Source organism: Hymenobacter gummosus (genome assembly GCF_003970915.1).
In the GTDB taxonomy this organism is placed as follows: Bacteria; Bacteroidota; Bacteroidia; order Cytophagales; family Hymenobacteraceae; genus Solirubrum; species Solirubrum gummosum.
The window spans coordinates 361,992-382,630 of record NZ_RXOF01000001.1 but is presented as its reverse complement, the minus strand read 5'-3'; the positions used below and the strand labels follow the sequence as shown (position 1 = coordinate 382,630).

At 65.9% G+C, this 20,639-nt stretch carries 19 protein-coding genes; 10 read left to right on the top strand and 9 right to left on the bottom strand.

What is annotated here, in order from left to right:
• Positions 1–90 precede the first annotated feature (90 nt).
• Both gldB and EJV47_RS01715 read left to right on the top strand, forming a co-directional pair.
• The gene (gldB, locus tag EJV47_RS01720; RefSeq protein WP_126691411.1) at positions 91–1,104 is read left to right on the top strand and encodes a gliding motility lipoprotein GldB; all 1,014 of its coding nucleotides are present in this window, start codon (positions 91–93) and stop codon (positions 1,102–1,104) included.
• Positions 1,105–1,245: 141 nt separating this feature from the next.
• The gene (locus tag EJV47_RS01715; RefSeq protein WP_126691410.1) at positions 1,246–2,445 is read left to right on the top strand and encodes a glycosyltransferase family 4 protein; all 1,200 of its coding nucleotides are present in this window, start codon (positions 1,246–1,248) and stop codon (positions 2,443–2,445) included.
• A 2-nt stretch (positions 2,446–2,447) separates the two neighbouring features.
• Here EJV47_RS01715 and EJV47_RS01710 read toward each other — a convergent pair whose 3' ends face one another.
• From EJV47_RS01710 to EJV47_RS01685, 6 genes are all read right to left on the bottom strand, one after another.
• Positions 2,448–2,867 carry a hypothetical protein gene (locus tag EJV47_RS01710; protein ID WP_126691409.1) on the bottom strand — a complete coding sequence of 140 codons (420 nt, stop codon included), beginning with the start codon at positions 2,865–2,867 and terminating at the stop codon, positions 2,448–2,450.
• A gap of 21 nt (positions 2,868–2,888) precedes the next feature.
• A complete protein-coding gene (gene nth / locus EJV47_RS01705) occupies positions 2,889–3,563 on the bottom strand; it encodes an endonuclease III (RefSeq protein WP_126691408.1) in 675 nt (224 codons plus the stop codon).
• 85 nt (positions 3,564–3,648) lie between these two features.
• On the bottom strand, positions 3,649–3,840 hold the full coding sequence (locus EJV47_RS01700) for a hypothetical protein (RefSeq protein WP_126691407.1): 192 nt from the start codon (positions 3,838–3,840) through the stop codon (positions 3,649–3,651).
• Positions 3,818–4,453 (bottom strand): RNA polymerase sigma factor, encoded by a 636-nt coding sequence (locus EJV47_RS01695; RefSeq protein ID WP_126691406.1) that lies wholly within the window; start codon positions 4,451–4,453, stop codon positions 3,818–3,820. The genes EJV47_RS01700 and EJV47_RS01695 overlap by 23 nt, the downstream gene beginning before the upstream one ends.
• Positions 4,454–4,689: 236 nt before the next feature.
• On the bottom strand, positions 4,690–5,226 hold the full coding sequence (locus EJV47_RS01690; protein ID WP_126691405.1) for a DUF6799 domain-containing protein: 537 nt from the start codon (positions 5,224–5,226) through the stop codon (positions 4,690–4,692).
• A 94-nt stretch (positions 5,227–5,320) separates the two neighbouring features.
• Positions 5,321–5,746 (bottom strand): hypothetical protein, encoded by a 426-nt coding sequence (locus EJV47_RS01685; protein WP_126691404.1) that lies wholly within the window; start codon positions 5,744–5,746, stop codon positions 5,321–5,323.
• Between the two features lie 363 nt (positions 5,747–6,109).
• Here EJV47_RS01685 and EJV47_RS01680 point away from each other — a divergent pair, with 363 nt between their 5' ends.
• From EJV47_RS01680 to EJV47_RS01645, 8 genes are all read left to right on the top strand, one after another.
• Positions 6,110–7,408, top strand: coding sequence for an MFS transporter (locus EJV47_RS01680; RefSeq protein ID WP_126691403.1), 1,299 nt, complete (start codon positions 6,110–6,112; stop codon positions 7,406–7,408).
• A gap of 125 nt (positions 7,409–7,533) precedes the next feature.
• Positions 7,534–8,136, top strand: a complete 603-nt coding sequence (locus EJV47_RS01675) for an RNA polymerase sigma-70 factor (protein WP_126691402.1) — start codon at positions 7,534–7,536, stop codon at positions 8,134–8,136.
• A gap of 213 nt (positions 8,137–8,349) precedes the next feature.
• Positions 8,350–9,084, top strand: a complete 735-nt coding sequence (locus EJV47_RS01670; protein WP_126691401.1) for a head GIN domain-containing protein — start codon at positions 8,350–8,352, stop codon at positions 9,082–9,084.
• Positions 9,085–9,355: 271 nt separating this feature from the next.
• Positions 9,356–11,725: a TonB-dependent receptor gene (locus EJV47_RS01665; protein ID WP_126691400.1), complete on the top strand. Its 2,370-nt coding sequence runs from the start codon at positions 9,356–9,358 to the stop codon at positions 11,723–11,725.
• A complete protein-coding gene (locus EJV47_RS01660; protein ID WP_126691399.1) occupies positions 11,725–11,991 on the top strand; it encodes a hypothetical protein in 267 nt (88 codons plus the stop codon). Before EJV47_RS01665 ends, EJV47_RS01660 begins: the two co-directional genes overlap by 1 nt.
• Complete coding sequence (locus tag EJV47_RS01655; protein WP_126691398.1) at positions 11,988–12,812, top strand: DUF4249 domain-containing protein; 825 nt, start codon at positions 11,988–11,990, stop codon at positions 12,810–12,812. Before EJV47_RS01660 ends, EJV47_RS01655 begins: the two co-directional genes overlap by 4 nt.
• Positions 12,813–12,983: 171 nt before the next feature.
• Positions 12,984–14,069 (top strand): FecR family protein, encoded by a 1,086-nt coding sequence (locus EJV47_RS01650; RefSeq protein WP_126691397.1) that lies wholly within the window; start codon positions 12,984–12,986, stop codon positions 14,067–14,069.
• Positions 14,070–14,104: 35 nt separating this feature from the next.
• Positions 14,105–16,159 carry a DUF4974 domain-containing protein gene (locus EJV47_RS01645; protein WP_126691396.1) on the top strand — a complete coding sequence of 685 codons (2,055 nt, stop codon included), beginning with the start codon at positions 14,105–14,107 and terminating at the stop codon, positions 16,157–16,159.
• 71 nt (positions 16,160–16,230) lie between these two features.
• Here the strand turns inward: EJV47_RS01645 and EJV47_RS01640 are convergent, their stop codons facing one another.
• From EJV47_RS01640 to EJV47_RS01630, 3 genes are all read right to left on the bottom strand, one after another.
• A complete protein-coding gene (locus EJV47_RS01640) occupies positions 16,231–17,631 on the bottom strand; it encodes an alpha/beta hydrolase family protein (RefSeq protein ID WP_126691395.1) in 1,401 nt (466 codons plus the stop codon).
• 119 nt (positions 17,632–17,750) lie between these two features.
• Complete coding sequence (locus EJV47_RS01635; protein WP_126691394.1) at positions 17,751–19,250, bottom strand: alpha/beta hydrolase family protein; 1,500 nt, start codon at positions 19,248–19,250, stop codon at positions 17,751–17,753.
• A gap of 247 nt (positions 19,251–19,497) precedes the next feature.
• Positions 19,498–20,529 carry an acetate and sugar kinases/Hsc70/actin family protein gene (locus tag EJV47_RS01630; RefSeq protein ID WP_126691393.1) on the bottom strand — a complete coding sequence of 344 codons (1,032 nt, stop codon included), beginning with the start codon at positions 20,527–20,529 and terminating at the stop codon, positions 19,498–19,500.
• Between the last annotated feature and the right edge of the window lie 110 nt (positions 20,530–20,639).

Here is a 20,639-nt window from a genome sequence, read left to right as displayed (position 1 = left end):
CGCCGTGCGTTGCTGGGGCCAAGCCGGATACGGGCGGGCCGGCGTTTTGGCTAATTTCGCCCTAAATATAGAAGCCCCCCGCTACCCGCCATGCCCTTTCCGCGTCTGCGCCCCTGGCTGAGCTTGCCGCTGCTGGCGGCTACGCTGCTCCTCAATGCCTGCACCAACGACCAGAAGTGCGAAATGCCGGCCGAAATAGCCGCCGTCAAGGCCCCGGTGCAGCTGGACCGGTTAGAGAAGTCGTTTTTCCAGATCAAGACCCCGGCCGATGCCCAGCGCTTCATGGACGCCGAGCCGGTGTTTGCCCGCTACTACCTGCAGCGCCCCCGCTACCCCGCCCCCGAGCTGCAGAACATGCTGGTGAGCCTGGCCACCAACCCCAAGCTGCGGCAGTTCGGTCAGCAGGCCGACAGCACGTTTGGCAGCACCGAGCAGCGGCAGGGTGAGCTGCAGCGCTTTTTCCAGCACGTGCGCTACTATTTCCCCGATTTCAGGGTGCCGCAAACCAAAACCTACGTCAGCGGCCTGATGGGGCAGGATTTATTTGCCAACGACAGCCTGCTGGTCATCAACATCGACTACTTCGTGGGGCCCAGGGCCATGTACCAGCCCGACGCGCCCAACTACCTGCTGCGGCGCTACCGCCCCGAGTATATCATGCCGCGGGTGGCCGAAGTGGTGTCGAGCAAGTACAACCGCAAGCAGCTGATCAACACCACGATGCTGGGCGAAATGATTCAGAACGGCAAGGCCCTGTACTTCGCCGAGAAGACGCTGCCCTGCACCGCCGACACCCTGCTTATGGGCTTCTCGGCCAAGGACATGGAGAATGTGCACTACAACGAGGCGAAAATCTGGGGGCACTTCCTGCAGAAAAACCTGCTGTACAGCACCCAGCCCTTCCAGATTCAGAAGTACGTAGGGGAGCGGCCCAACGTGCCCGAAATCGACAAAACCTGCCCCGGCCGCGTAGGCAGCTGGGTTGGCTGGCAAATCGTGCGCAAGTACATGGCCGACAACCCCCAGGTGACGCTGGCCCAGCTCATGGCCAACAAAGACGCCCAGCGCATCCTCAACGACTCGCACTACCGACCTAAAAAATGATTGAATGAGGGAATGACTAAATGATTGATGGCCAAATGGTTAAATAGTTGAATGTCTGGCCGTTATAACGCCAGAACGACCATTTAGCCATCCAGCCATTTGACCATCAATCATTCCCTCATTCAATCATTGCCCCGCCCCGTGCACATTGCCGTTTTCAGCCAGTACCACACCAACCCCGACTGCCCCGCGACGAGCAGGCACTATTCCTTGCTGCAGCATATTGCCCGGCAGCACCGCGTTACGCTGATAACGACCAACACCTGGGAGCGGCAGCGGCTGACGCAGCAGTACCCCTGGTTGCCGGAGGGCGTGGACCTGCTGGCGGCCGATATTCCTTACCACAACCGCATGGGCGTGGCGGCGCGGGGCTGGGCCTTCGTGAAGTACATGGGCTACGCCTGGCGACAGGGCCTGCGCATTCCGCGGCCCGACGTCGTGTGGGGCATCAGCACGCCGCTGTCGGCGGCCTGGGTGGCGGGGCAGGTGGCGCGGCGGCGGCAGGTGCCCTGGGTGTTTGAGGTGCAGGATCTGTGGCCCACGTTTCCCATCGAAATGGGGGCGGTGCGCAACCCGCTGGCCCAGCAACAGCTCTACGTCGCCGAACGGAAGCTCTACGAGCAGGCCCGGCACATCGTCACCCTCTCGCCGGGCATGACGGACTACGTGCGCGGCCTGGGCTTCGGCGCGGACAAAATCAGCACCCTGCTCAACGGCACCGACCTCGACCAGGCGGCCCGCGCCACGCCCGCCGCGGTGGCGGAACTGCGTCGGCAGCACGGACTGGAAGGCCGCCCGGTGGTGCTCTATGCCGGCACCTTCGGCCGCGCCAACGACATACCGACGCTGGTGCAGGCCGCCGAAGAGTTGTATCAGCAACGACCGGACGTGGTGTGGCTGTTCATGGGCCACGGCTACTTCGAGCCGCTGCTGCGCGAAGCGGCCACGCGCTGCCCCGCCATCCGGCTGGTGCCGCCGCAGCCCCGGCACGCCGTCTTCACCTGGCTGGCCGCCGCCGACGTGTCGGTGGCCTCGTTTATCAGCAAGCCGGTGCTGGCTACCAACTCGCCCGCCAAATTCTACGACAGCCTCGCCGTGGCCACGCCGGTAATCGTGACGAATCCGGGCTGGACCAGGCAGTTCGTCGAAGAGCACCGCTGCGGCTGGTACGTACCCGCGGAGCAGCCGCAGCGGCTGGCCGAGCAGCTGGCCGCCGTGCTGGCCGCCCCCGCCGAAGCCCGGGCCGCCGGGCAGCGCGGCCAGGCCGTAGCCCGGCAGCAGTTCGACCGGCAGCAGCTGGCCGCCCGCATGCAGCTGATTCTGGAGCAGGCCGCGGGCTAAGTTCAGCGGAAGCTGCGCACCATGAGGCCGTTGCGGAAAACCAGGTAGCGTAGGGTATCCGTGCTCAGGCGGTTGTCTTCGCCCTTCCAGCGGAATACATGCACCACGTAAGTGCCAATGCGCGTGGTATCCCGGTAAGCCCTCGATGCTACGGCCTGTTCCAGGCGTTTGCGCTGGTACCGGGGCAGCGCGGCCACCGCAGCCGGTGCCGGTACGGGGCCGATGTACCAGAGCAGCGAGTCGCGGCGGGAAACGGCTAGCGTATCCCAGCTGACGGGGATGTAGTCGGCGTCGAAGTCGAGGCCACGTTTGTCCATCGTCCGCCGGATATAGCTCGTCACCGCCCGCTGCTCATAGCTGGAATGGTCCTTCCGACAGCTGAACAGCAGGGGCAGCAACACCAGGCACGCAACACGCTTCATTGCTGACGGAAATCAAGGCGCCTACACCGGCGCTACTACCGGCTCCAGAGCAGGCTTCACGGAGCTGTTGTAGTACTTGCAGATGTCGGTGAGCGGGCACTGCAGGCACTTGGGGCTGCGGGCCACGCAGATGTAGCGGCCGTGCAGGATCAGCCAGTGGTGGGCCTTGGGAATCAGCTCCTCGGGAATGTGCTTCACCAGGGCCTTTTCCACCGCCAGCGGGGTAGTAGCTGAGCGGGGCACCAGTCCCAGCCGGTGCGCCACCCGGAACACGTGCGTGTCCACGGCCATAGCGGGCTGGTTGTAGATAACCGACACGATAACGTTGGCCGTTTTGCGCCCCACGCCGGGCAGCAGCTGCAGATCCTCCAGCCGGTCGGGCACTTCGCCGCCGAACCGCTCCACCAGCATGCGGCCGAGGCCGGCCAAGTGCTTGGCTTTGTTGTTGGGGTACGAAACGCTGCGGATGAAGGGAAAGATGTCCTCCGCCGAAGCCGCGGCCAGGTGCTCGGCCGTCGGAAACTGCTCAAACAGCTTGGGCGTGACCAGGTTCACCCGCTTGTCGGTGCACTGGGCGCTGAGCACCACGGCCACCAGCAGCTCGTAAGGGCTGCCGTAGTGCAGCTCGGTTTCGGGCGCGGGAAAGTTCTCGGTGAAGTACCCCAGAAAGCGGCGAAACCGTTCGGCAAGGCGCATAAAAGCGAAATGGTGAGATGGTGAAATGGCGAGTAGCCTACAACAAAGCTACGCTCGCCACTTCACCATCTCACCATTTCACCGCTTACTCCGCGCGCAGAAAGGTGCGGGAGTACTGCAGGATGTTTTGCACGGCGCGGTCGGAGGGGCCGGGCTGCAGCGCGTCGAGGTAGCGCTGGGCTTCCAGCAGGTCGGCGCAACGGGCGGCCAGGTCGGCGTCGTGCAACAGGGCTTGCTCTACGTCGTGGTTCTCCTTAGCCGGCAATTCGTTGTACACATACCGGAGCAGAGTCTCGTGGGTAAAGGTTTTGATCATAGAAAACTGGTTGGGCGGCCATTTTCTTCCGCAGGTTGATGAGCGCGTAGCGCATACGACCCAGCGCCGTATTGATGCTCACCCCCGTCGCGTCGGCAATTTCCTGGAAGCTCATGTCGCCGTAGTGACGCATGATAAGCACTTCCTTTTGCGCGGCCGGCAACTCCTGTATTAACTCCCGCAGGCGGTTGTAGGTTTCCTCCCGCGACAAAGTCATATCTACGCTCTCCTCCGACAACGACAACGAGTTGAACGCGTGGCCGGTGGCGTCGAGGTTGAGCTGGGGGTTGCGCTTCTGGCGCCGGAAAAAGTCGATGGCTAGGTTGTGGGCGATGCGGCAAATCCACGACGAAAACTTCCCCTCTTCATTGTACCGACCACTTTTCATCGTGTGAACCGCCTTGATAAACGCATCCTGCAGCAGGTCTTCGGCCACGATGGGGTCTTTCACGATCAGCATGATCGTGGTGAAGACCCGGCGCTTGTGGCGGGCGAGCAACAGGGCGAAGGCTTCTTCCTTGCCGGCAATGTAGAGCGAAATCAACGCGGAGTCGCTCGGCTGCATGGTTTCCATAAAGGGCTACGGTTAGGGGAACGTAGAGCTTTAGGCCATATTGTGCAGGTTGCCGTGAAAAATCAGGAAGTGAAGAGCGCGTGAATTATCGCAGTGACCAAATGTATAATTCTGCTACATCGGATGCAACGGGTACGGCCCCGTTCTCGACAATATTTTTTCAGGCCTTTTTCGGCGGCCGCAAAAAAGCCCGCACGGAGCGGGCTTTTGGTCGTAGCAAAAATCAAGCCTGCGGCCTAGCGCGGGCTGTCCAGGGCCCGAATCTGGGCGTCGAGGGGGGCGGTGCCGGGGGCCGAGCCGACGGCCTGGGCGGTGCGCTCAGCGAGGCGGTCGGTGAGCTGTTGGAGCAGGGCCACGCGGCGCTCCAGCTGCTGCAGGCGCTGTAGCTGCTCGGGCGAGGCGGCCGTGGGCACTGCGGCGCCGGGTACGGTGGCCTCGCCGCGGCCGCCGGCCACGGTGCGGTTGCGCTGCTCAATGGCCTGGGCCGACTGCATGTCGTCGCGCAGGTTCACGACCAGGCCCTGCATGTTTACGGCCTGGCCGTTGGGCAACAATTGACGGGTGCCATCCTTTTTTACCAGAATACCGCTGGGGTTGAGCACCGAGCCGTCGTTGAAGGTGAGCGGGCCTTCCAGGCGCGAAGCTTGACCGGCTTGCAGGCGCATCACCACATCGTTTTCGCGGAAGGCACCGTCTTTGAGGGCGTAGGTAGTCTGCGCGGCCGTTAGCAGGGCGACGCAGCACAGCAGGGCAGTGAGCAGCAGGCGGAACATAGGCAGCGCCCGCGGCGGAAAGTGGGCGCCGCGGCTGGGGCTTAGTACGCGGCGGCTCGGGGCGTCGTTATGCCGGCCCGGCCGGCCCGGAGCCTCAATGCGGCACGCCGTGAGCTTCGCGGTGGTGGTCGAGCCACTGCAGGGCCGAGTGCTCATCGGTGAAGAGGCCGATGTGGCAGGTGGCGTGAAACAGGGACGGAATGCTCAGCTCCTCAGCCGATACTTCGGCCAGGTGATTGGGGGAAAGTAGGTAGGCCAGGTGCAGCGGCTCGGGCATCCCATTGACTAGGCGGGGCAGAAACGACTCCAGCAGCCAGCGGCGGGCGGCGGGGCTGATGGGGCCGCGCCGGCGCAAATCCAGCAGCCAGTAGTGGGCCCGCCGCGGGAGGGCTAAGGCCAAAGCGGCTTCGTAGCCCTGGCGTACTTCCTGGTCGTCGGCCGTGCGCAGCCAGCGGCCAAACAGCAGGTCGAGGTCGTCGCGGAAAGCCAGGTCCACGAAGTCGGTGACGGCGGCGCTCATAGGCGTAGGGAATGGAAGCGGCTGGCGCAAAACGCGGGGCCGCTTGACCGGGAAAGACGGATGATCAGACCAAGCACCCAGGGCGGGCAGCCCGTCAGCAAAAAGCCAGGCCCTAAGGGGGCAGCACCGGAGAAGAGCGGCGGCACCGAAACACGAAATGGCGCCGGCCACGGGCAGCGGAACGGATAAGCCGAACCGGAAGGGCGCCGCTACGGCAGGAGCAGAGGGCGCAAGTGGTAGTAAACAATAGTACTAAAACCTACCGTCTTCTGCAAGAGCCGGCAGCCAACATTCGACAGGAAAACCCGCCCGCCCTGCCCCCGAAGGCTACCTTTGCGGCCGTTTCTTCGTTAGCTGCCTTCTATGCCTACTCCCGAAGCCGTTCCCGCCGCCCCCCGTCACGACCCTTACGCCGCGCTACGCCTGCCGGAGTTTCGCCGCCTGATTTCGGCCCGGGTGTGCTTTGTGGTGGCCACGCGCATTCAGGGCCTGGTGGTGAGCTGGCAGATTCTGCACCTGACCAACGACCCACTGGCGCTGGGCTTTATCGGGCTGGCCGAGGCCATTCCCAGCATTGGGGTGTCGCTCTACGCTGGGCACGTGGCCGATACGGTGCGGCGCAAGAACATCATCGTGGCGGCGGTGGCGGTGCTGCTGCTGTGCGCGGCGGCGCTGTGGGGGCTGGCTTCGCCCTGGGGGCTGCCGCTGCTGGCCAAGGAGCGGTTCTATACGCTGCCGCTGTACGCCGTCATCTTCGTCAGCGGCATTGCGCGGGGCTTTCTGGGGCCGGCCCTGTTCGCCTTCATGCCCCAGCTGCTGCCCGACCGGGAACGGCTGGCCAACGCTATTACCTGGAACAGCACTACTTACCAGGCCTCGGCGGTGCTGGGGCCGGCTATCGGCGGCTACTTGGTTAGTTTCGACTTTGTACGAATACCTGGCTCTTATGCGGTAGCCACCGGGCTGTTGCTATTAGCCCTACTGCAGTTTGTGAGCATTAAAGGCCGGCCGCTGCCCGAGCGCGTGGGCGAGCAGCTGAACCTGAAGGAAAGCGTGCTGAGCGGGCTGCAGTTCATCTTCAGCAATCAGCTGGTGCTGGCGGCGCTGGCGCTGGATATGTTTGCGGTGCTGTTCGGCGGGGCGGTGGCCCTGCTGCCGGTGTACGCCAAGGACATCCTGAAAGTGGGCGCCGCCGGGCTGGGCCACCTGGAGGCCGCGCCGGCCGTGGGCTCGGTGCTGATGGCGGTATTGCTGACCTACTTTCCACTGCGCCACCGGGTGGGGCAGAAGCTGCTGTGGGCCGTGGCGGGCTTCGGGCTGGCTACCATCCTGTTCGGCGTTTCCACCAACTTCTGGCTGTCGTTGCTGCTGCTATTTCTCACCGGCGTGTTCGATTCCGTGTCGGTGATTGTGCGCTCCACGCTCATTCACACCTTCACGCCCGAACACATGAAGGGGCGCGTATCGGCCGTCAACAACATCTTCATCGGCTCTTCGAACGAAATCGGGGCCTTCGAGTCGGGAGCCATGGCCCGGCTGATGGGCACGGTGCCCTCGGTAGTGTTCGGCGGCTCGATGACCATTCTGGTGGTGGGCATCACGGCGGTGCTGGCCCCGCGCCTGCGCCGCCTGCACGACGTGAAAGAGGAGCTGGGCGCCTAACAACCGCCGCCCCTATCACATACAATTGTGACTTCGATAAAGCCTAGCCGAAACGCTATGTTCCGTAGCTTTGCGGCGCCCGGCGCCGTGCGGCGCGGGCACTGCACCGGTTAGTTGCTGCTGCTATGCCCGAAGTCGATACCCTTGATGCCCTGGAAATCCGCCTGGCGGAGCTGCAGCGCACCGGCGACGGGGAGGCGTTTATGCAGGCCTTGTTCAAGGGCTACTACCGGCCGCTGGGCAACGTGATTTACCGGGTGGTGCAGGACCGGGCCGTGACGGAGGATCTGCTGCAGGACGTGTTTCTGCGCGTCTGGAACAACCGCGACTCGCTCAGCATCACCACCACTTACAAAGCCTACTTGTACCGGGCGGCCATGAACGCGGCCCTGCGCCACGCCGAGCGCCGCAAGCGGCAGGTGGGCTGGGACGAGGCCGTCGTGCCCGAGCCGGCCCGCGACTCCACCGCCGAGCAGCTCGACGCGCAGGAAGCCGAGCAGCTGGTGGCCCTGGCCCTGGAGGCCCTACCGCCGCAGTGTCGGGCCGTGTTTCTGATGAGCCGGCAGGAAGGGCTGAGCTACCAGCAGATTGCCGAGGCCCTGGACGTGGCGCCCAAGACGGTGGAAAACCAGATGGGCAAGGCCCTACGCATCATGCGCGAGAAGCTGAGCGGCTTCTTCACCAGCCTGCAGTCCTGGCTGCTGCTGTGGTGGTGGCTGGGGCAGTAAGGTTAGCAGGGTTTTCGCGGCCGCACCGGAAAGCTCGGGGCGGAGCTGGGACTGAAGGCAGTCTGATTTGATGATTGTTAAATAATGCTGCTGTAGGTCAGTTGATTGTGGGTTTTGTAAAATATTTTTTCGGGTGGCGTGGGGGTAGGGCCGGGGTTGCGGATCATACCAGCAGAAACCCGAAAAACAGACCACTCAACCCCCACAACGACTATGAAAACCAACTGGCTCCCGACCCTGCTCTTCCCGGCCCTGCTGCTCACCACCGCCTGCTCGCACGAGGGCGACGCTTTCGGCCCGCGGGTGCGCGGCACCGGCCCGACGCAGACGGAAACCCGCACCGTGAGCAACTTCAGCCGCGTGGAGCTGAAAATCGACGCCGAAGTCATCCTGACCCAGGGGCCGCAGCGCGAAGTGCGCATCGAAGCCCAGCGCAACATCCTGGACGTGCTGGAAACCGAAACCAGCGGCGACGAGCTGGAAATCGAGTACGGCCACGTACGTGTAACCGGGCACGACCCCATCAAGGTGTACATCACCGTGCCGGCGCTGTCGGAGGTGGAGGTGTCGGGCTCGGGCAAGCTGCGCACCGCCGGGCCCTGGTCGGCTTCCTCGTTCCGGGTGGGCGTGTCGGGTTCGGGCGAGGCGGATATGGAGCTGCAGGGCGTCGACGGGCTGCGGACCAGCATTTCCGGCTCGGGCGAGGTGAAGCTGCGCGGCGCGGCCACCAGCAACAACATCAACATCTCGGGCTCGGGCAAAGCCTCCGCCTACGACCTGAGCACCCAGGATACCTACGTCAGCATCTCGGGCTCGGGCAAATCCTACGTGCGGGCCGCCCGCACCCTCTCGGCCGAAATCAGCGGCTCGGGCTCGGTGTACTACCGCGGCACGCCCAGCGTCACCACCCGCATCAGCGGCTCCGGCAAAGTGCTGACGGGGAATTAGTAGGGTAGGAGGGTATGAGGGTAGGAGTGTAGGAGTTGACCAGGCGCCTACGGATAGGGGAAATATTCAGTAGCGCCGAGCGGCTTAACCCAAACCAGCTGCGGGCCCACTGTTGGGCAAGCAGAACCAACGGGACTGGCTGACTCCGTCAACCCAACTCCTAAACTCCTACCCGCTTACCCTCACACCCTAAAAAAACTGCTCCTCATTCCAAACCACCGTTCCCGGCCGGCCGAATCTGCCGCGCCAGGGGGCGCCTATGAAAACAAACATGACATCATCCATTCGATGGGGCCTGGCGGCGGGCTTGCTGCTTGCCGCTGGCCCCAGCTGGAGCCAGACTGTGCCCGCCCGAACGGCCACGCTCAGCGGCACCCTGCGCGACGCCGCTACCGGCGAGGCCCTGGTGGGGGCCAGCGTGTTCGTCAAAGCCCTGGGCCTGGGCACCAGCACCGACGAAAACGGCTTCTACAAGCTCCAACTGCCCCCGGGTACCCACGTCGTCACCTACCAGATTCTGGGCTTCGAGCCCCAGCAGGTGACGCTGACACTCAGCGGCGACCTGAACCGCAGCCTGAAACTCTCGGCCCAGACGCATCAGACGCAGGAAGTGGTGGTGCAGGGCCTGCGGGCCGAAGACAACGTGAAAAAGCCCGAAATGGGCGTCAACCGCCTCGACATGAAAACCGTCAAGCTCATGCCCGCCCTGCTCGGGGAAGTGGACGTGGTGCGCAGTATTCAGCTGCTGCCCGGCGTGACGACGGTGGGCGAGGGGGCCTCGGGCTTCAACGTGCGCGGCGGTGGCGTCGACCAGAACCTGGTGCTCATGGACGACATTCCGCTCTACAACGTGTCGCACCTGCTGGGCTTCTTCTCGGCCTTCAACCCCGACGCGGTGCAGGACATGACCCTGTACAAGGGCGGCATTCCGGCCCGGCACGGTGGCCGGCTGGCCTCGTTGCTCGACGTGAAGATGCGCGACGGGCGCACGGCCGAGCGGCTGTCGGCCAACGGCGGCATCGGGCTGATTTCCTCGCGCCTGGCCGTGGAAGCCCCGCTCATCAAGGACCGCACTTCGCTGGCCGTGTCGGGCCGCCGCTCCTACGGCGACCTGTTTCTGAAGCTGATTCCGGAGCAAAAGGACAACCAGGCCTACTTCTACGACCTGAACCTGAAGCTCAGCCACCGTTTCAGCGCCCGCGACCAGCTGACCCTGACCGGCTACCGCGGCCGGGACGTGTTCAACTTCGCGAACGTGTTCAAGAACGACTGGGGCAACACCGGCGGCTCTTTGCGCTGGACGCACCAGTTCTCGCCCAAGCTGTTCGGCTCGTTCTCGGCCGTGGCGGCGCAGTACGACTACGGCCTCGGTGTGCCCCAGGGCAGCCAGGCCTTCGAGTGGACCTCCAAGGTGCGCAACTACACCGGCAAGGCCGATTTTACGTACCAGCTGAACCCGAGCAACACCCTCAGCGCCGGTGTGGCGGGCACGCGCTACCGCTTCGAGCCGGCCACGGTGAAGCCGCTGAGCACCGAGTCCATCTTCGTGCCGCTGAAAGTGGCCACCCAGCAGGCCGGCGAGTACGCGGCGTATATTGATAATGAGCAGACCCTGGGCCCGCGCCTGCAGCTGCAGTACGGCCTGCGCGTGTCGGTCTTCGATTTCCTGGGCAGCGGCGCCGACATATCGGACTACGTGGGCGTGACCGGGCAGCGCAAGCAGCCGGTGAATACCCGCCCGGCCAAGGACGGGGAGCTGGTGAAGCGCTACGCCAACCTGGAGCCCCGGGCTTCCCTGCGCTACACGCTGGATCTGAACAGTAGCCTGAAAGCCAGCTTCAACCGCACGGCCCAGTACATCCACCTGATTTCCAACACCACCGCCGCCACTCCGCTGGACGTGTGGACGCCGAGCACCCAGAACATCCGGCCGGAGCGCGGCAACCAGGTGGCCCTGGGCTACTTCCGCAACTTCCGGGACAACGCCTACGAGGCCTCGGTGGAGGTGTTCGGCAAGACCATGGACAACCAGATTGACTACATCAACGGGGCCAACACCCTGCTGAACAAGGACCTGGAAGGGGAGCTGCTCTACGGCAAGGGCCGGGCCTACGGGGCTGAGTTCTTCCTGAAGAAAAACCAGGGCAAGCTCTCGGGCTGGGTGAGCTACACGCTCAGCCGCTCGGAGCGGCAGATTGAGGGCATCAACCGCAACGACTGGTACCCGAATAAGTACGATAAGACCCACTGCCTGAACGTGGTGGGCATGTACCAAGTGGCCCCGCGGCTGACCTTGTCGGGCAACTTCGCCTACGGCACCGGGGTGGCAACGACCTTCCCCAACGCCCGCTTCGTGTACGACGGGCTGGTGGTGCCGGTGGTCAGCGGCGACGCCCGCAACAACTACCGCGTGCCGGCCTACCACCGCCTCGACTTCGGGGCCACGCTCCAAAACCGCGAGAAGCCCGACCGGCGCTGGCGCAGCGAGTGGGTGTTTTCGGTGTACAACGTGTACAACCGCCGCAACGCCTACGGCATCTACTTCCGCCAGAACGAGGACAACCCGCGCCAGACCGAGGCCGTGCGCCTGTCCGTGTTCGGCTCCGTCATCCCCTCCGTCTCCTACAACTTCAATTTCTGATGGCCAGCCCCGCTCTCACCTACGCCGACGTAGCCGCGCTGCCGGGGCTGCGCCTGCCGCACACCGAAACCTACTACCCCACGGTGGAAACCAGCCTGCGGGTGGCGTCCACCACGGTTGGCCTGTCCTTGTTCTACGAGACGGGGTTCGTGGTGGAGCCGGAGCAGCTGCGCTTCGCCTTCTCCGCCCCGACGGCCGACCACCGCCGCGTGCTGACCATCGAAATCGAATACTCCCACGACCCGAGCTGCCCTTCTGAGCTATGAAACGCCTCCTGTACCTACTGCCCCTGCTGCTGACGGGCCTGCTGAGCAGCTGCACCGACGTGGTGCCCGTGGAGCTGCCCGACCCCGAGCCCCAGCTGGCCGTGGAGGGCAACATCACCGACCAGCCCGGCCCCTACACCATCCGGCTGACCAAAACCGGCGCCTACTTCAACGGCGAGGAGCTGCCCGCCGTGCGCGGCGCCGAGCTTCTGCTGGCCGACAACGAGGGTCACGCCGAAACCCTGCGCGAAACCGCCCCCGGCCTCTACCAGACGCAGACCATGCAAGGCAAAATCGGCAACTCGTACGTGCTGACCATCCGGGCCGAGGGCCAGGAGTACCGCGCCGCCACCGAAATCAAGCGCATTCCCCACATCGACGGGCTGACCCAGCGTACCAAGTCCGGCGAGGCGGGCTGGGAGGATGGCCGCTACGCTTTCTACAACGGCCCCGAGCTGCCCGGCGTGGGCGACTATTACCGCTTCAAAATCTGGATCAACGGGGCGCTGCAGAACGACCCCGACGACCTTACGGTGCGCGCCGACGACATGGTGGACGGCCGCTACATCGGCGACATCGAGCTGAACGGGGAGCCGCTGCAGCCCGGCGACAGTGTGCGCGTGCAGCTGCTGAGTCTGCCCCAGGACTACTTCCACTTCCTCAACGAAATGTACGGGCAGATCAATAACGTAGGCCTGTTTTCCACGCCCCCGGCCAACGTGCGCAGCAACGTGGTCAACGTCAACGCCGCCGGTCCGAAGGCCGTGGGCTACTTCGCTGGCACCGCCGTGCGCTCGGCCCGCCTGATCATCCAGCCGTAGCGCATCGTTAGCGTCGTAGCGCGAAGCTCCGCTTCGCGTATCCAGAACGACAAGCGTTGAACTCGTTCTGCGACAATCGTGCGGAATACGCGAAGCAGAGCTTCGCGCTACGGCGCAGCCCCTGGCGCTACATCCGCCGAAATTCCCGAAATTCCCCGCTCAATCTCCGCCATGCCTCACCTCTTCGCCGACCCGGAAGCTCCCTGGGAGCTGCTAGCCAAACACCTGGCTGGCGAAGCCACGGCCGACGAGCAGGCGGAATTGCACCAGTGGCTCACGGCCGCCCCCAGCCGTCTGCGCCTGCTCACCGACGCCACCCGCGCCTGGGAGCGGGGCGGCCACGTGGCCGAGGTCTTCACCGAAGCCGACGTGGAGCCGGCCTGGCAGCGCTTCAGCGCCGCCGCGGGGCTAGCCTCGGCGCCGGCTCCTGCACCCGTCAGAGCCCCGGTTGAAGCCGAGCCGGCGGGCCGCGTGGTATCGATGTGGAGCCCCGCCCAGCCCTGGATGCGCGTGGCCGCGGCCGTGCTCTTGCTGGTGGGCTTCTGGGCCTTGGCCCGCAATTTCCTGCTGCCCCGCGCCGCCGAAACCGTGACCGTGGCGGCCGGCCCCCAGCGTCAGCTCTCCACGCTGCCCGACGGCAGCAAGGTGTGGGTGAACCGCAACTCCACCCTGAGCTACGCGGCCGACTTCGGCCAGGGCAGCCGCACGGTGCAGTTGAAAGGGGAGGCCTTCTTCGAGGTGCAGAAAGACCCCAGCCGCCCCTTCACGGTGCTGGCCGCCGACACCCGCACCCGCGTGCTGGGCACCTCCTTCAACGTGCGCGCCTACGCCACCGAGGATTCGGTGGAGGTATCGGTGGTGACGGGCCGCGTGGCTTTCAGTCCCGACCATCAGAAAGTGGCGGTGCAGGACTCGGTGCTGCTCACGCCGGGCCTGCGCGGCGTTATCCGCCGCGCGGCGCCGGCCCTGGCCACCCAGCAGCGCATCACCGACCCGAACTTCCGCGCCTGGCAGCAGGACGAGCTGGTGTTTGAGAACCAGTCGCTGCACCAAGTGGCCCGCACGCTCACGCGCTACTACGGCACGCCCGTGGAGCTGAGCCGGCCCGAGCTGGCCAACTGCCGCTTCACCGGTACCTTCCGCCAGGCCCAGCTGCCCCAGGTGCTGCGGGTGGTGAGCTTGTCGGCTAATCTGTCGGTGACGCAGTCGGCCCAGGGCGGCTATACCCTTGACGGACCGGGCTGCCCCAGCCTGTAACTTCCCTCTGACCTCATTTTTCCTCCTTTGCCGCTATGCGCAACCGCATATGCCTGGCCGCCGCCGTGCTGTGCGCACTGGCCGGTGAGCCCGCCGCCGCCCAGGGGCGCACCAGCTCCGTGCTGGACTGCCGGGTGACGGTTGTTTTCAACCAGGCCCCGCTGGAATCGGTGCTGCGCACGCTCAAGCGGCAGTACGGCATCCGCATTTCCTACAGCAACACGGCCCTGAACCTGCGCCAGCCCGTCACGCTCAACGCTCAGAACCAGCCCCTGCGCCAGGTGCTCGGTGAGGTGCTGGAAGGCAAAAACATCGGCTACGAGCTGGTGGGCGACCAGCTGGTGCTGCACCCCGCCCCGCCGAAAGCCGCCCCGGCGGCCAAGCCGGCCCCCGCCGCTGCCCCGGCCGCTACCACAACCACCGTCAGCAAGGCCGTCATCGACAAAGCCCCGGACGCAGCCCCCGCCGCGGCGGCCACGCCCGCCCCGCGCCCCGCCGCCCCGGCTGAAACGACGCGCCCCGCCGCCCCGGAAAAAACGCCCGTGCGGCCCAAAACGGACAAGGCCCCCGCGCAGAAAACCTCCGCCAAGCCTGCGTCGAGTGCTCCGGCGGCCTCGGCCAAGGGCCGCACGGCCACCGGCGGCAAGGCACCCGGAGCCAGCAGTGCTCCGGCTGGAAAAGCCACTAAAGCGGCCAAACCAGCGGGTAAAGCGGGGCAGGCGGCCGAATCTGCACCGGAGCCGGCAGTGAAAGTGCCCGACAATACCCCGGCCAACGACCCGGGCGCCACGGCTTCGGCGGCCCCGGCTCCTGGCCCCGACGCCGCAACGCAGACCCCGCCGGCGGCCGCTACCCCACCCCCCGCCGCACCCGCCGATTCGGTGGCGTCGGCGGCTGCTCCGGCGGTGGAGCCGCCGGCCGAAGAGCCGGCCCGGGCTTATACCAAAGCGGCCCAGATTTCCTTTCTGGGGCCGCTGGGCTCGAACGGGCTGCGCAGCGGGCAAACGGTCAACCACGTATCCATCAACGTGCTCGGGGGCTACGCGGCCGGGGTGGAGGGGTTCGAGGCGGCGGGGCTGTTCAACGTGGACCGCGACACCGTGGCGGGCGTGCAGCTGGCCGGGCTGGCCAACGTCGTGGGGCGCAACCTCGACGGCTTTCAGGCAGCCGGGCTGGCCAACGTGCTCGGCGGCAGCGGCACCGGCTGGCAGGCGGCCGGGCTGCTGAACGTGGCGACCCGGCCGGTGGCGGGGGCGCAGACGGCGGGTTTGTTCAACTTCGTAGGGCCGCGCAAACGCACGGCGGTGCTGACGGCCAGCGTGGACCCGGCATCCGGCGCCGAAACCACCCGCTACGAGGCCGGCCCGGAGCAAGCCGGCGGCAAGCCGGCCGTGCAGGCGGCGGGGCTGTTCAACGTGTCGCTGGCTTCGATGCGGGGCGGGCAGGTGGCGGGGCTGTTCAACGTGACCAAAGAAACCCGCGGGGTGCAGGCGGCCGGGCTGTTCAACGTGGCCGGGACGGTGCGCGGGGTGCAGGTAGCCGGCCTGGTCAACTTCGCCGACTCGGTGCAGGGCGTGAGCCTGGCCCCGTTCAACTTCGTGGTGCACGGCTACCACCGCCTGGAGCTGACGCATTCCGAAACCTGGCCCGTCACGGCCAGCCTGAAGCTGGGCGGCTCGGCCGCGTTCTACACCTTCCTCACGGCCGCCTACGACGGCTTCGGCAGCGGCCCGCGCCGCTGGGCCGCGGGCTACGGCGCCGGCACCGATATGTGGAGCCGCCGGCGCCTCAGCCTCAGCCTCGACCTGGCCACGATGCAGGTCAACGAGGAGCAGCGCGGCCTGACCAAGGAGCTGAACCTGCACAACCAGCTGCGCCTGCTCCTGGGCCTGACGCCCTTCAAGCCCAGCAGCCACATCCGCCTGGTAGCCGGGCCCACCGTGAGCCTGCTCGTCACCCGCCGCTTCGATACCACCGAGGGCCGGGTGTACTCCAACCTCAGCCAGGGCCGCAAGCTGTGGCTGGACGAGGGCAACGCGACAACTAAAGTGCTGGGCTGGTACGGCTACAGCGTGGGCCTGCGCTTCTGAGCCGCCGCCTGATAAGCAAGCCGCCCCGCTCGCACCTCTGTGCAAGCGGGGCGGCTGCTTTTTCCCGGCTCTTACTTCTTCGTGTGCCGGGCCAGCCAGTCGCCGATGACGGCCAGGGCCGCGGGCGCGAAGGTTTCTTCCAGCTGCCCGTACTCGTCGCTGAGGCCGGTGCGGGCGGTTTGGAACAGGTGATTCAGCCCCGGCAGCTCCTGGGCGGTTACGTCCTGGTTGCCGCCGGCGCGGATGCCTTTCTCCCAGGCCGGCACGTTCACGCTGGCCGCCACCTGCAGGTCCTTCGAGCCATTCAGGGCCAGCACCGGGCACTTCACCTGCGCCAGCAGCGGCTGCGGGTTGTAGGCCAGCAGCTGCCGGTACCAAGCCGTGGTGACGGCAGCGGCCTGTTGCTGGGCCTGGGCCGCGTTCATCCCGACCTGCTTCAGCAGCCCCACCACGTGCGTCTGCGCCTGCTGATTGTCGGGCGTCTGCAGCACGGTCATGTAAATCTGCTGGTTCAGGGCGCGGTTGGCCGTTACCTGTTCGGCGGGCAGGCCGGCGGCCCGGGCCAGGTCCTCGTTCTGGCGCACCATCACCTCCAGGCCGCGCACGGCCGGGCCGGCCAGGGAAATCAGGAAAGCCGGCGGGTTGGGCTGGGTAGCCGTCTGCAGCCCGATCATGGCGCCTTCGCTGTGGCCGAGCAGGCCCGTCTGCTGACGCTGCACTTCCGGCCGGCTGCGTAGGTAAGCCAGGGCGGCCTGGGCATCGGCCACGCCGTCGGTCATGGTGTAGGTGGCCTGGCTGCCGCCCGAGAGGCCCACGCCCCGGTCGTCGTAGCGCAGCACCACGAAGCCGCGGCGGGTGAGGTAATCGGCCAGCACCCGGAAGGGCCGGTGCCCGAAGATGGTTTCGTCGCGGTCCTGCGGGCCCGAGCCAGTGACCAGCACCACGGCCGGGAACGGGCCTTTGCCTGCGGGGAGCGTGAGCGTACCAGCCAGCTTGATGCCGGCCTGGGCGTTGCTGAACGTCACGTCCTCGGCGCGGTAGGGCAGGGGCGCCTTGGGCTCCTGGGGCCGCTTTGGGCCCGGGGCCACGGTGCCGGCGGCCTGCTTGCTGAGCGTGAGCGGGGCCGCGCGGCCGCCCTGCTGCCAGGCGCCCACCAGCTGCTTGCCATCGGCCGACAGGCGGGCGGCAAACTGGGCGGCCGGGGCCGTCAGGCGCAGCCGCACGCTGTCGGCACGCACGATTACGGCGGCAATGGGCAAGCCGTACGCCTGCTGCTTAGGACTGTCGAGGGTGCCGGAGTAGCCGCCGTCGGCCGCCCGCAGGTGCACGATGAGCGGAATGTCGGTGCCGCCGGCCTGTAGGCTGCCCTGCCAGTCGCCGGCCAGGGGCGGGGCCGACTGGGCCTCGGCCAGCCGCGGCAGGCAGAGCAGGAAAAACAGGCTGAGGCGGGCGAGCAGGCGGATACGGGGCATGAAGAAAGATATGGGGCGGCTACGAGGGTAAGGCCAAAGCCGGCCGGTTCGGTTTCATCAGAGGAGAAGAATACCGCGGTCCGGGTTGCAGCCGCGGTGGCCCAAAGCAAACGAGCCGCCTAGCGGGCGGCTCGTTGGGAAGGTTGGGTGGCAATGCTGCCGGTGCGCTTGTTGGCGGCCTTCACCGCGGGCTTGGCTAGCTCGGGCGCGGCGGCCGGCGTCGGCGGGGTGCTGTTCTGCGCCACCCAGCCGTGAATCAGCGCCAGGGCCTTGGGCGAAAAAGTCGGCTGAACCTGCCCGTTGACCAGCGGCCAGTCCGTCTGGGCCGACTGGAACCAGTGGTTCACGCCCGGCAGCTTGTGGGTTTCCACCTTGCGGTTGCCGGCGGCTTTCAGGCCTTTCTGCAGCATGGGCAGGTTTTTGGTGGCGGGCACCAGCAGGTCGGCGGCGCCGTTCAGGGCCAGCACCGGGCACTGCACCTGGCCCAGCTTGGTCTGCGGGTCGAAGTCGATGAAGTAGCGGTACCAGGGCGAAGTGAGCTGGGCGGCGCGGGCCTGCACCATCGTAAAGTCGATGTCGGCGTTGGACATGCGCAGCATGGCCGACACCTTGGCGCGGGCCAAATCGTTGCTGGGCGTCTCGCGGATGATGCTCAGCATCCGCTCGTGCAGCTGAAGGGCCGAGGTAACCTGCTGGGTGTTCGCCCCGATCAGGCGCATGATTTCCACCTGCTGCCGCTTGAGCACCTCCGGCCCCGACAGCCCGTAGCCCGCCAACGACACGATAAAGCTGGGCGGGTTTTTGTCGGCCCCGGCCAGCAGGGCCACGTTGGCGCCTTCGCCGTGGCCCACCATGCCCACCTGCGTCTTGTTGATTTTGTAGTGCGCCCGCAGAAAGCCCATGGCCGCCTGCGCGTCCGATACCAGGTCGGCAGTGGTGGCCAAGCGGTAGTTGCCGGTGGATTTGCCCACGCCCCGGTCGTCGTAGCGCAGCACGGCCACGCCGCGGCGGGTGAGGTAGTCGGCCAGGATGTTGAACATGCGGTAGTTGTCCATCACCGCGTTGCGGTCCTGCGGACCCGAGTCCGAAATCAGCACCACGGCCGGGAAGGGGCCCTTGCCCTGGGGCACGGTGAGCGTGCCGGTCAGGCGCAGCTTGGCCACTTTGTTGGGCACCACCACTTCTTCCTCGCGGTAGGGCAACGAAGGCTTAAACGTGGCCGCATTGATAACCGAGCCGGTGGTGCGCTCCAGCACCAGGGCCGTGGTCAGGGCCGGCTGCGTCCAGGTGCCGTTGATGTGCTTGCCATCGGCGGCCAGCTTGCCCACAAACTTGCTGCCGGCCTCCTCGATGCGCATGGTCACGTCGGCGCCCTTCAGCTCGGCCTGCACGGGCATGCGGCTGATTTTCTGCTTGGGCACGTCCAGCGTGGCGTAGAGCGTGCCGTTGCTCAGGGGCACGATGGTCACCACCAGTTCCCAGGTGCCGCCGGGCACTTTGAGGTTGCCGCGCCACTGCCCGCCCAGGGGCGAGTCGGTGGGCTTGCGCTGCATGGCGGCGGCCAGTAGCGGCAGCAGGAGCAGGGCCAGCGCCGGAAGCAAGCGTAAAAAATTCTTCATATAGTTCAAAGACAAGCTCGTCAAAGAGTTGAAAACTACGGATTTTGGCGGCAGAATACCAAAATTACGCAAAGCTGACGAGCCGCTTACGCAGAAGCCCCGGCCTGGATACCAATTTCCCAAAATGATACGCCGCCAACCAGGCTTCCCGGCTAATTTCCCGGCTGCGTGTCAGAATAAAAAAGCTTCGGCCCACCCCGGGCATGCAGGGCGGGCCGAAGCCGTGGGAGCGAAGCCGCCCAGCCGGCTAGTTAGAGGGCAGCGTGAGCAGGTAGCCGATGGTGAAGTTGGCGTCCCAGTCGAACACGAACTGCTTGGCGCCGGTGGCTTCGGCCGCGGCCCGGTAAATGTTCAGCCCGGCCTTCGACTTGGCGTTGTCCAGCTTGTAGGCGTCGGGGGCGCTGAGCACGGTGTAGCGCTCCTCGCCCTTGCGCACCTGCTTGGCCAGCTCGAAGGGCACCCCGCCGATGATGAAGCAGGTCTGGCGCAGCTCGGCCGGCACCTGCCCGGCCTTGGCTTTCACGTCGGCGGCCACGGTGGCGTCGTCGGTGCTGTTCTGGAAATACTTGGCCCCGTAGGTTTCCAGCGACTTGGGCTGCCCGCCGCTCAGCCAGCTGATTTTGGTGTTGCCCGAGCCAATATCCATCACGAAAGCCTGGTCGGCGTAGGAGGGCGGCAGCACCGAGCGCAGGGCCAGTACGCCTTCCTTCTCCGGCGTCACGGTATTCACCACGTAGTTCAAGGACTTCAGGGCCTTGATGATTTTGCCGGTATTCTCGGCCTTGATGGCGCCGGAGCTGACCACAAAGTGAATGTCGCGGCCGGCCACGCCGTAGTCCAGCATCTTGCCGATGTAGCTCTTGAGGCCCGCGCGCACGTCGGCGTCGGAGGCCATGTTCTCGATAACCAGGCTATTGCCGAACTCCGCCTTTTCCAGCTTCCAGTTTTTCTGCCCGTCGATGCGCACGATAAAGGAGTTGAAGCCCGAGGCGCCCAGCTCCACCACGCCCTTGAGCTTGCCGTTGACCGGCTGCGGCGCCTCGTAGGTAAAGGCTGCCGGCGTGGCCGTCGTAGCCGACGCGTTGTCGGCGGAGCCGGTAGCCGCGTCGGTGGAGCCGGCGGCCGGCGCCGTGCTGCCGGGGATGCTCGGCGACTCGGTGGTAGCCGCCGGGGTGTCGGTGCCGAGCTTGCCGCCGGTGAAGTACCGGATACCGAAGTACAGCGCGGCAATGATGACGGCCGTGATTATCAGCCGGCCGGCCAGGGTTAAGCGTTGCATGGAAGTAAGGAGGTTGAGGGTTGGTCGGGGAAGGAGTCTTTAGAACGTCATGTCGAGCTTGTCGAGACATCTCGCGTGCTGAGGCCCGAGAGTAATATTCTGTTCAACGA

Coding starts and splice junctions, on each gene's coding strand:
- EJV47_RS01710 (WP_126691409.1), bottom strand. CDS start 2,867: ATGAAGCGTGTTGCGTGCCTGGTGTTGCTGCCCCTGCTGTTCAGCTGT.
- EJV47_RS01690 (WP_126691405.1), bottom strand. CDS start 5,226: ATGTTCCGCCTGCTGCTCACTGCCCTGCTGTGCTGCGTCGCCCTGCTA.
- EJV47_RS01675 (WP_126691402.1), top strand. CDS start 7,534: ATGCCCGAAGTCGATACCCTTGATGCCCTGGAAATCCGCCTGGCGGAG.
- EJV47_RS01655 (WP_126691398.1), top strand. CDS start 11,988: ATGAAACGCCTCCTGTACCTACTGCCCCTGCTGCTGACGGGCCTGCTG.
- EJV47_RS01665 (WP_126691400.1), top strand. CDS start 9,356: ATGACATCATCCATTCGATGGGGCCTGGCGGCGGGCTTGCTGCTTGCC.
- EJV47_RS01635 (WP_126691394.1), bottom strand. CDS start 19,250: ATGAAGAATTTTTTACGCTTGCTTCCGGCGCTGGCCCTGCTCCTGCTG.
- EJV47_RS01650 (WP_126691397.1), top strand. CDS start 12,984: ATGCCTCACCTCTTCGCCGACCCGGAAGCTCCCTGGGAGCTGCTAGCC.
- EJV47_RS01640 (WP_126691395.1), bottom strand. CDS start 17,631: ATGCCCCGTATCCGCCTGCTCGCCCGCCTCAGCCTGTTTTTCCTGCTC.
- EJV47_RS01695 (WP_126691406.1), bottom strand. CDS start 4,453: ATGGAAACCATGCAGCCGAGCGACTCCGCGTTGATTTCGCTCTACATT.
- EJV47_RS01630 (WP_126691393.1), bottom strand. CDS start 20,529: ATGCAACGCTTAACCCTGGCCGGCCGGCTGATAATCACGGCCGTCATC.
- EJV47_RS01680 (WP_126691403.1), top strand. CDS start 6,110: ATGCCTACTCCCGAAGCCGTTCCCGCCGCCCCCCGTCACGACCCTTAC.
- EJV47_RS01645 (WP_126691396.1), top strand. CDS start 14,105: ATGCGCAACCGCATATGCCTGGCCGCCGCCGTGCTGTGCGCACTGGCC.
- EJV47_RS01685 (WP_126691404.1), bottom strand. CDS start 5,746: ATGAGCGCCGCCGTCACCGACTTCGTGGACCTGGCTTTCCGCGACGAC.
- nth (WP_126691408.1), bottom strand. CDS start 3,563: ATGCGCCTTGCCGAACGGTTTCGCCGCTTTCTGGGGTACTTCACCGAG.
- gldB (WP_126691411.1), top strand. CDS start 91: ATGCCCTTTCCGCGTCTGCGCCCCTGGCTGAGCTTGCCGCTGCTGGCG.
- EJV47_RS01660 (WP_126691399.1), top strand. CDS start 11,725: ATGGCCAGCCCCGCTCTCACCTACGCCGACGTAGCCGCGCTGCCGGGG.
- EJV47_RS01670 (WP_126691401.1), top strand. CDS start 8,350: ATGAAAACCAACTGGCTCCCGACCCTGCTCTTCCCGGCCCTGCTGCTC.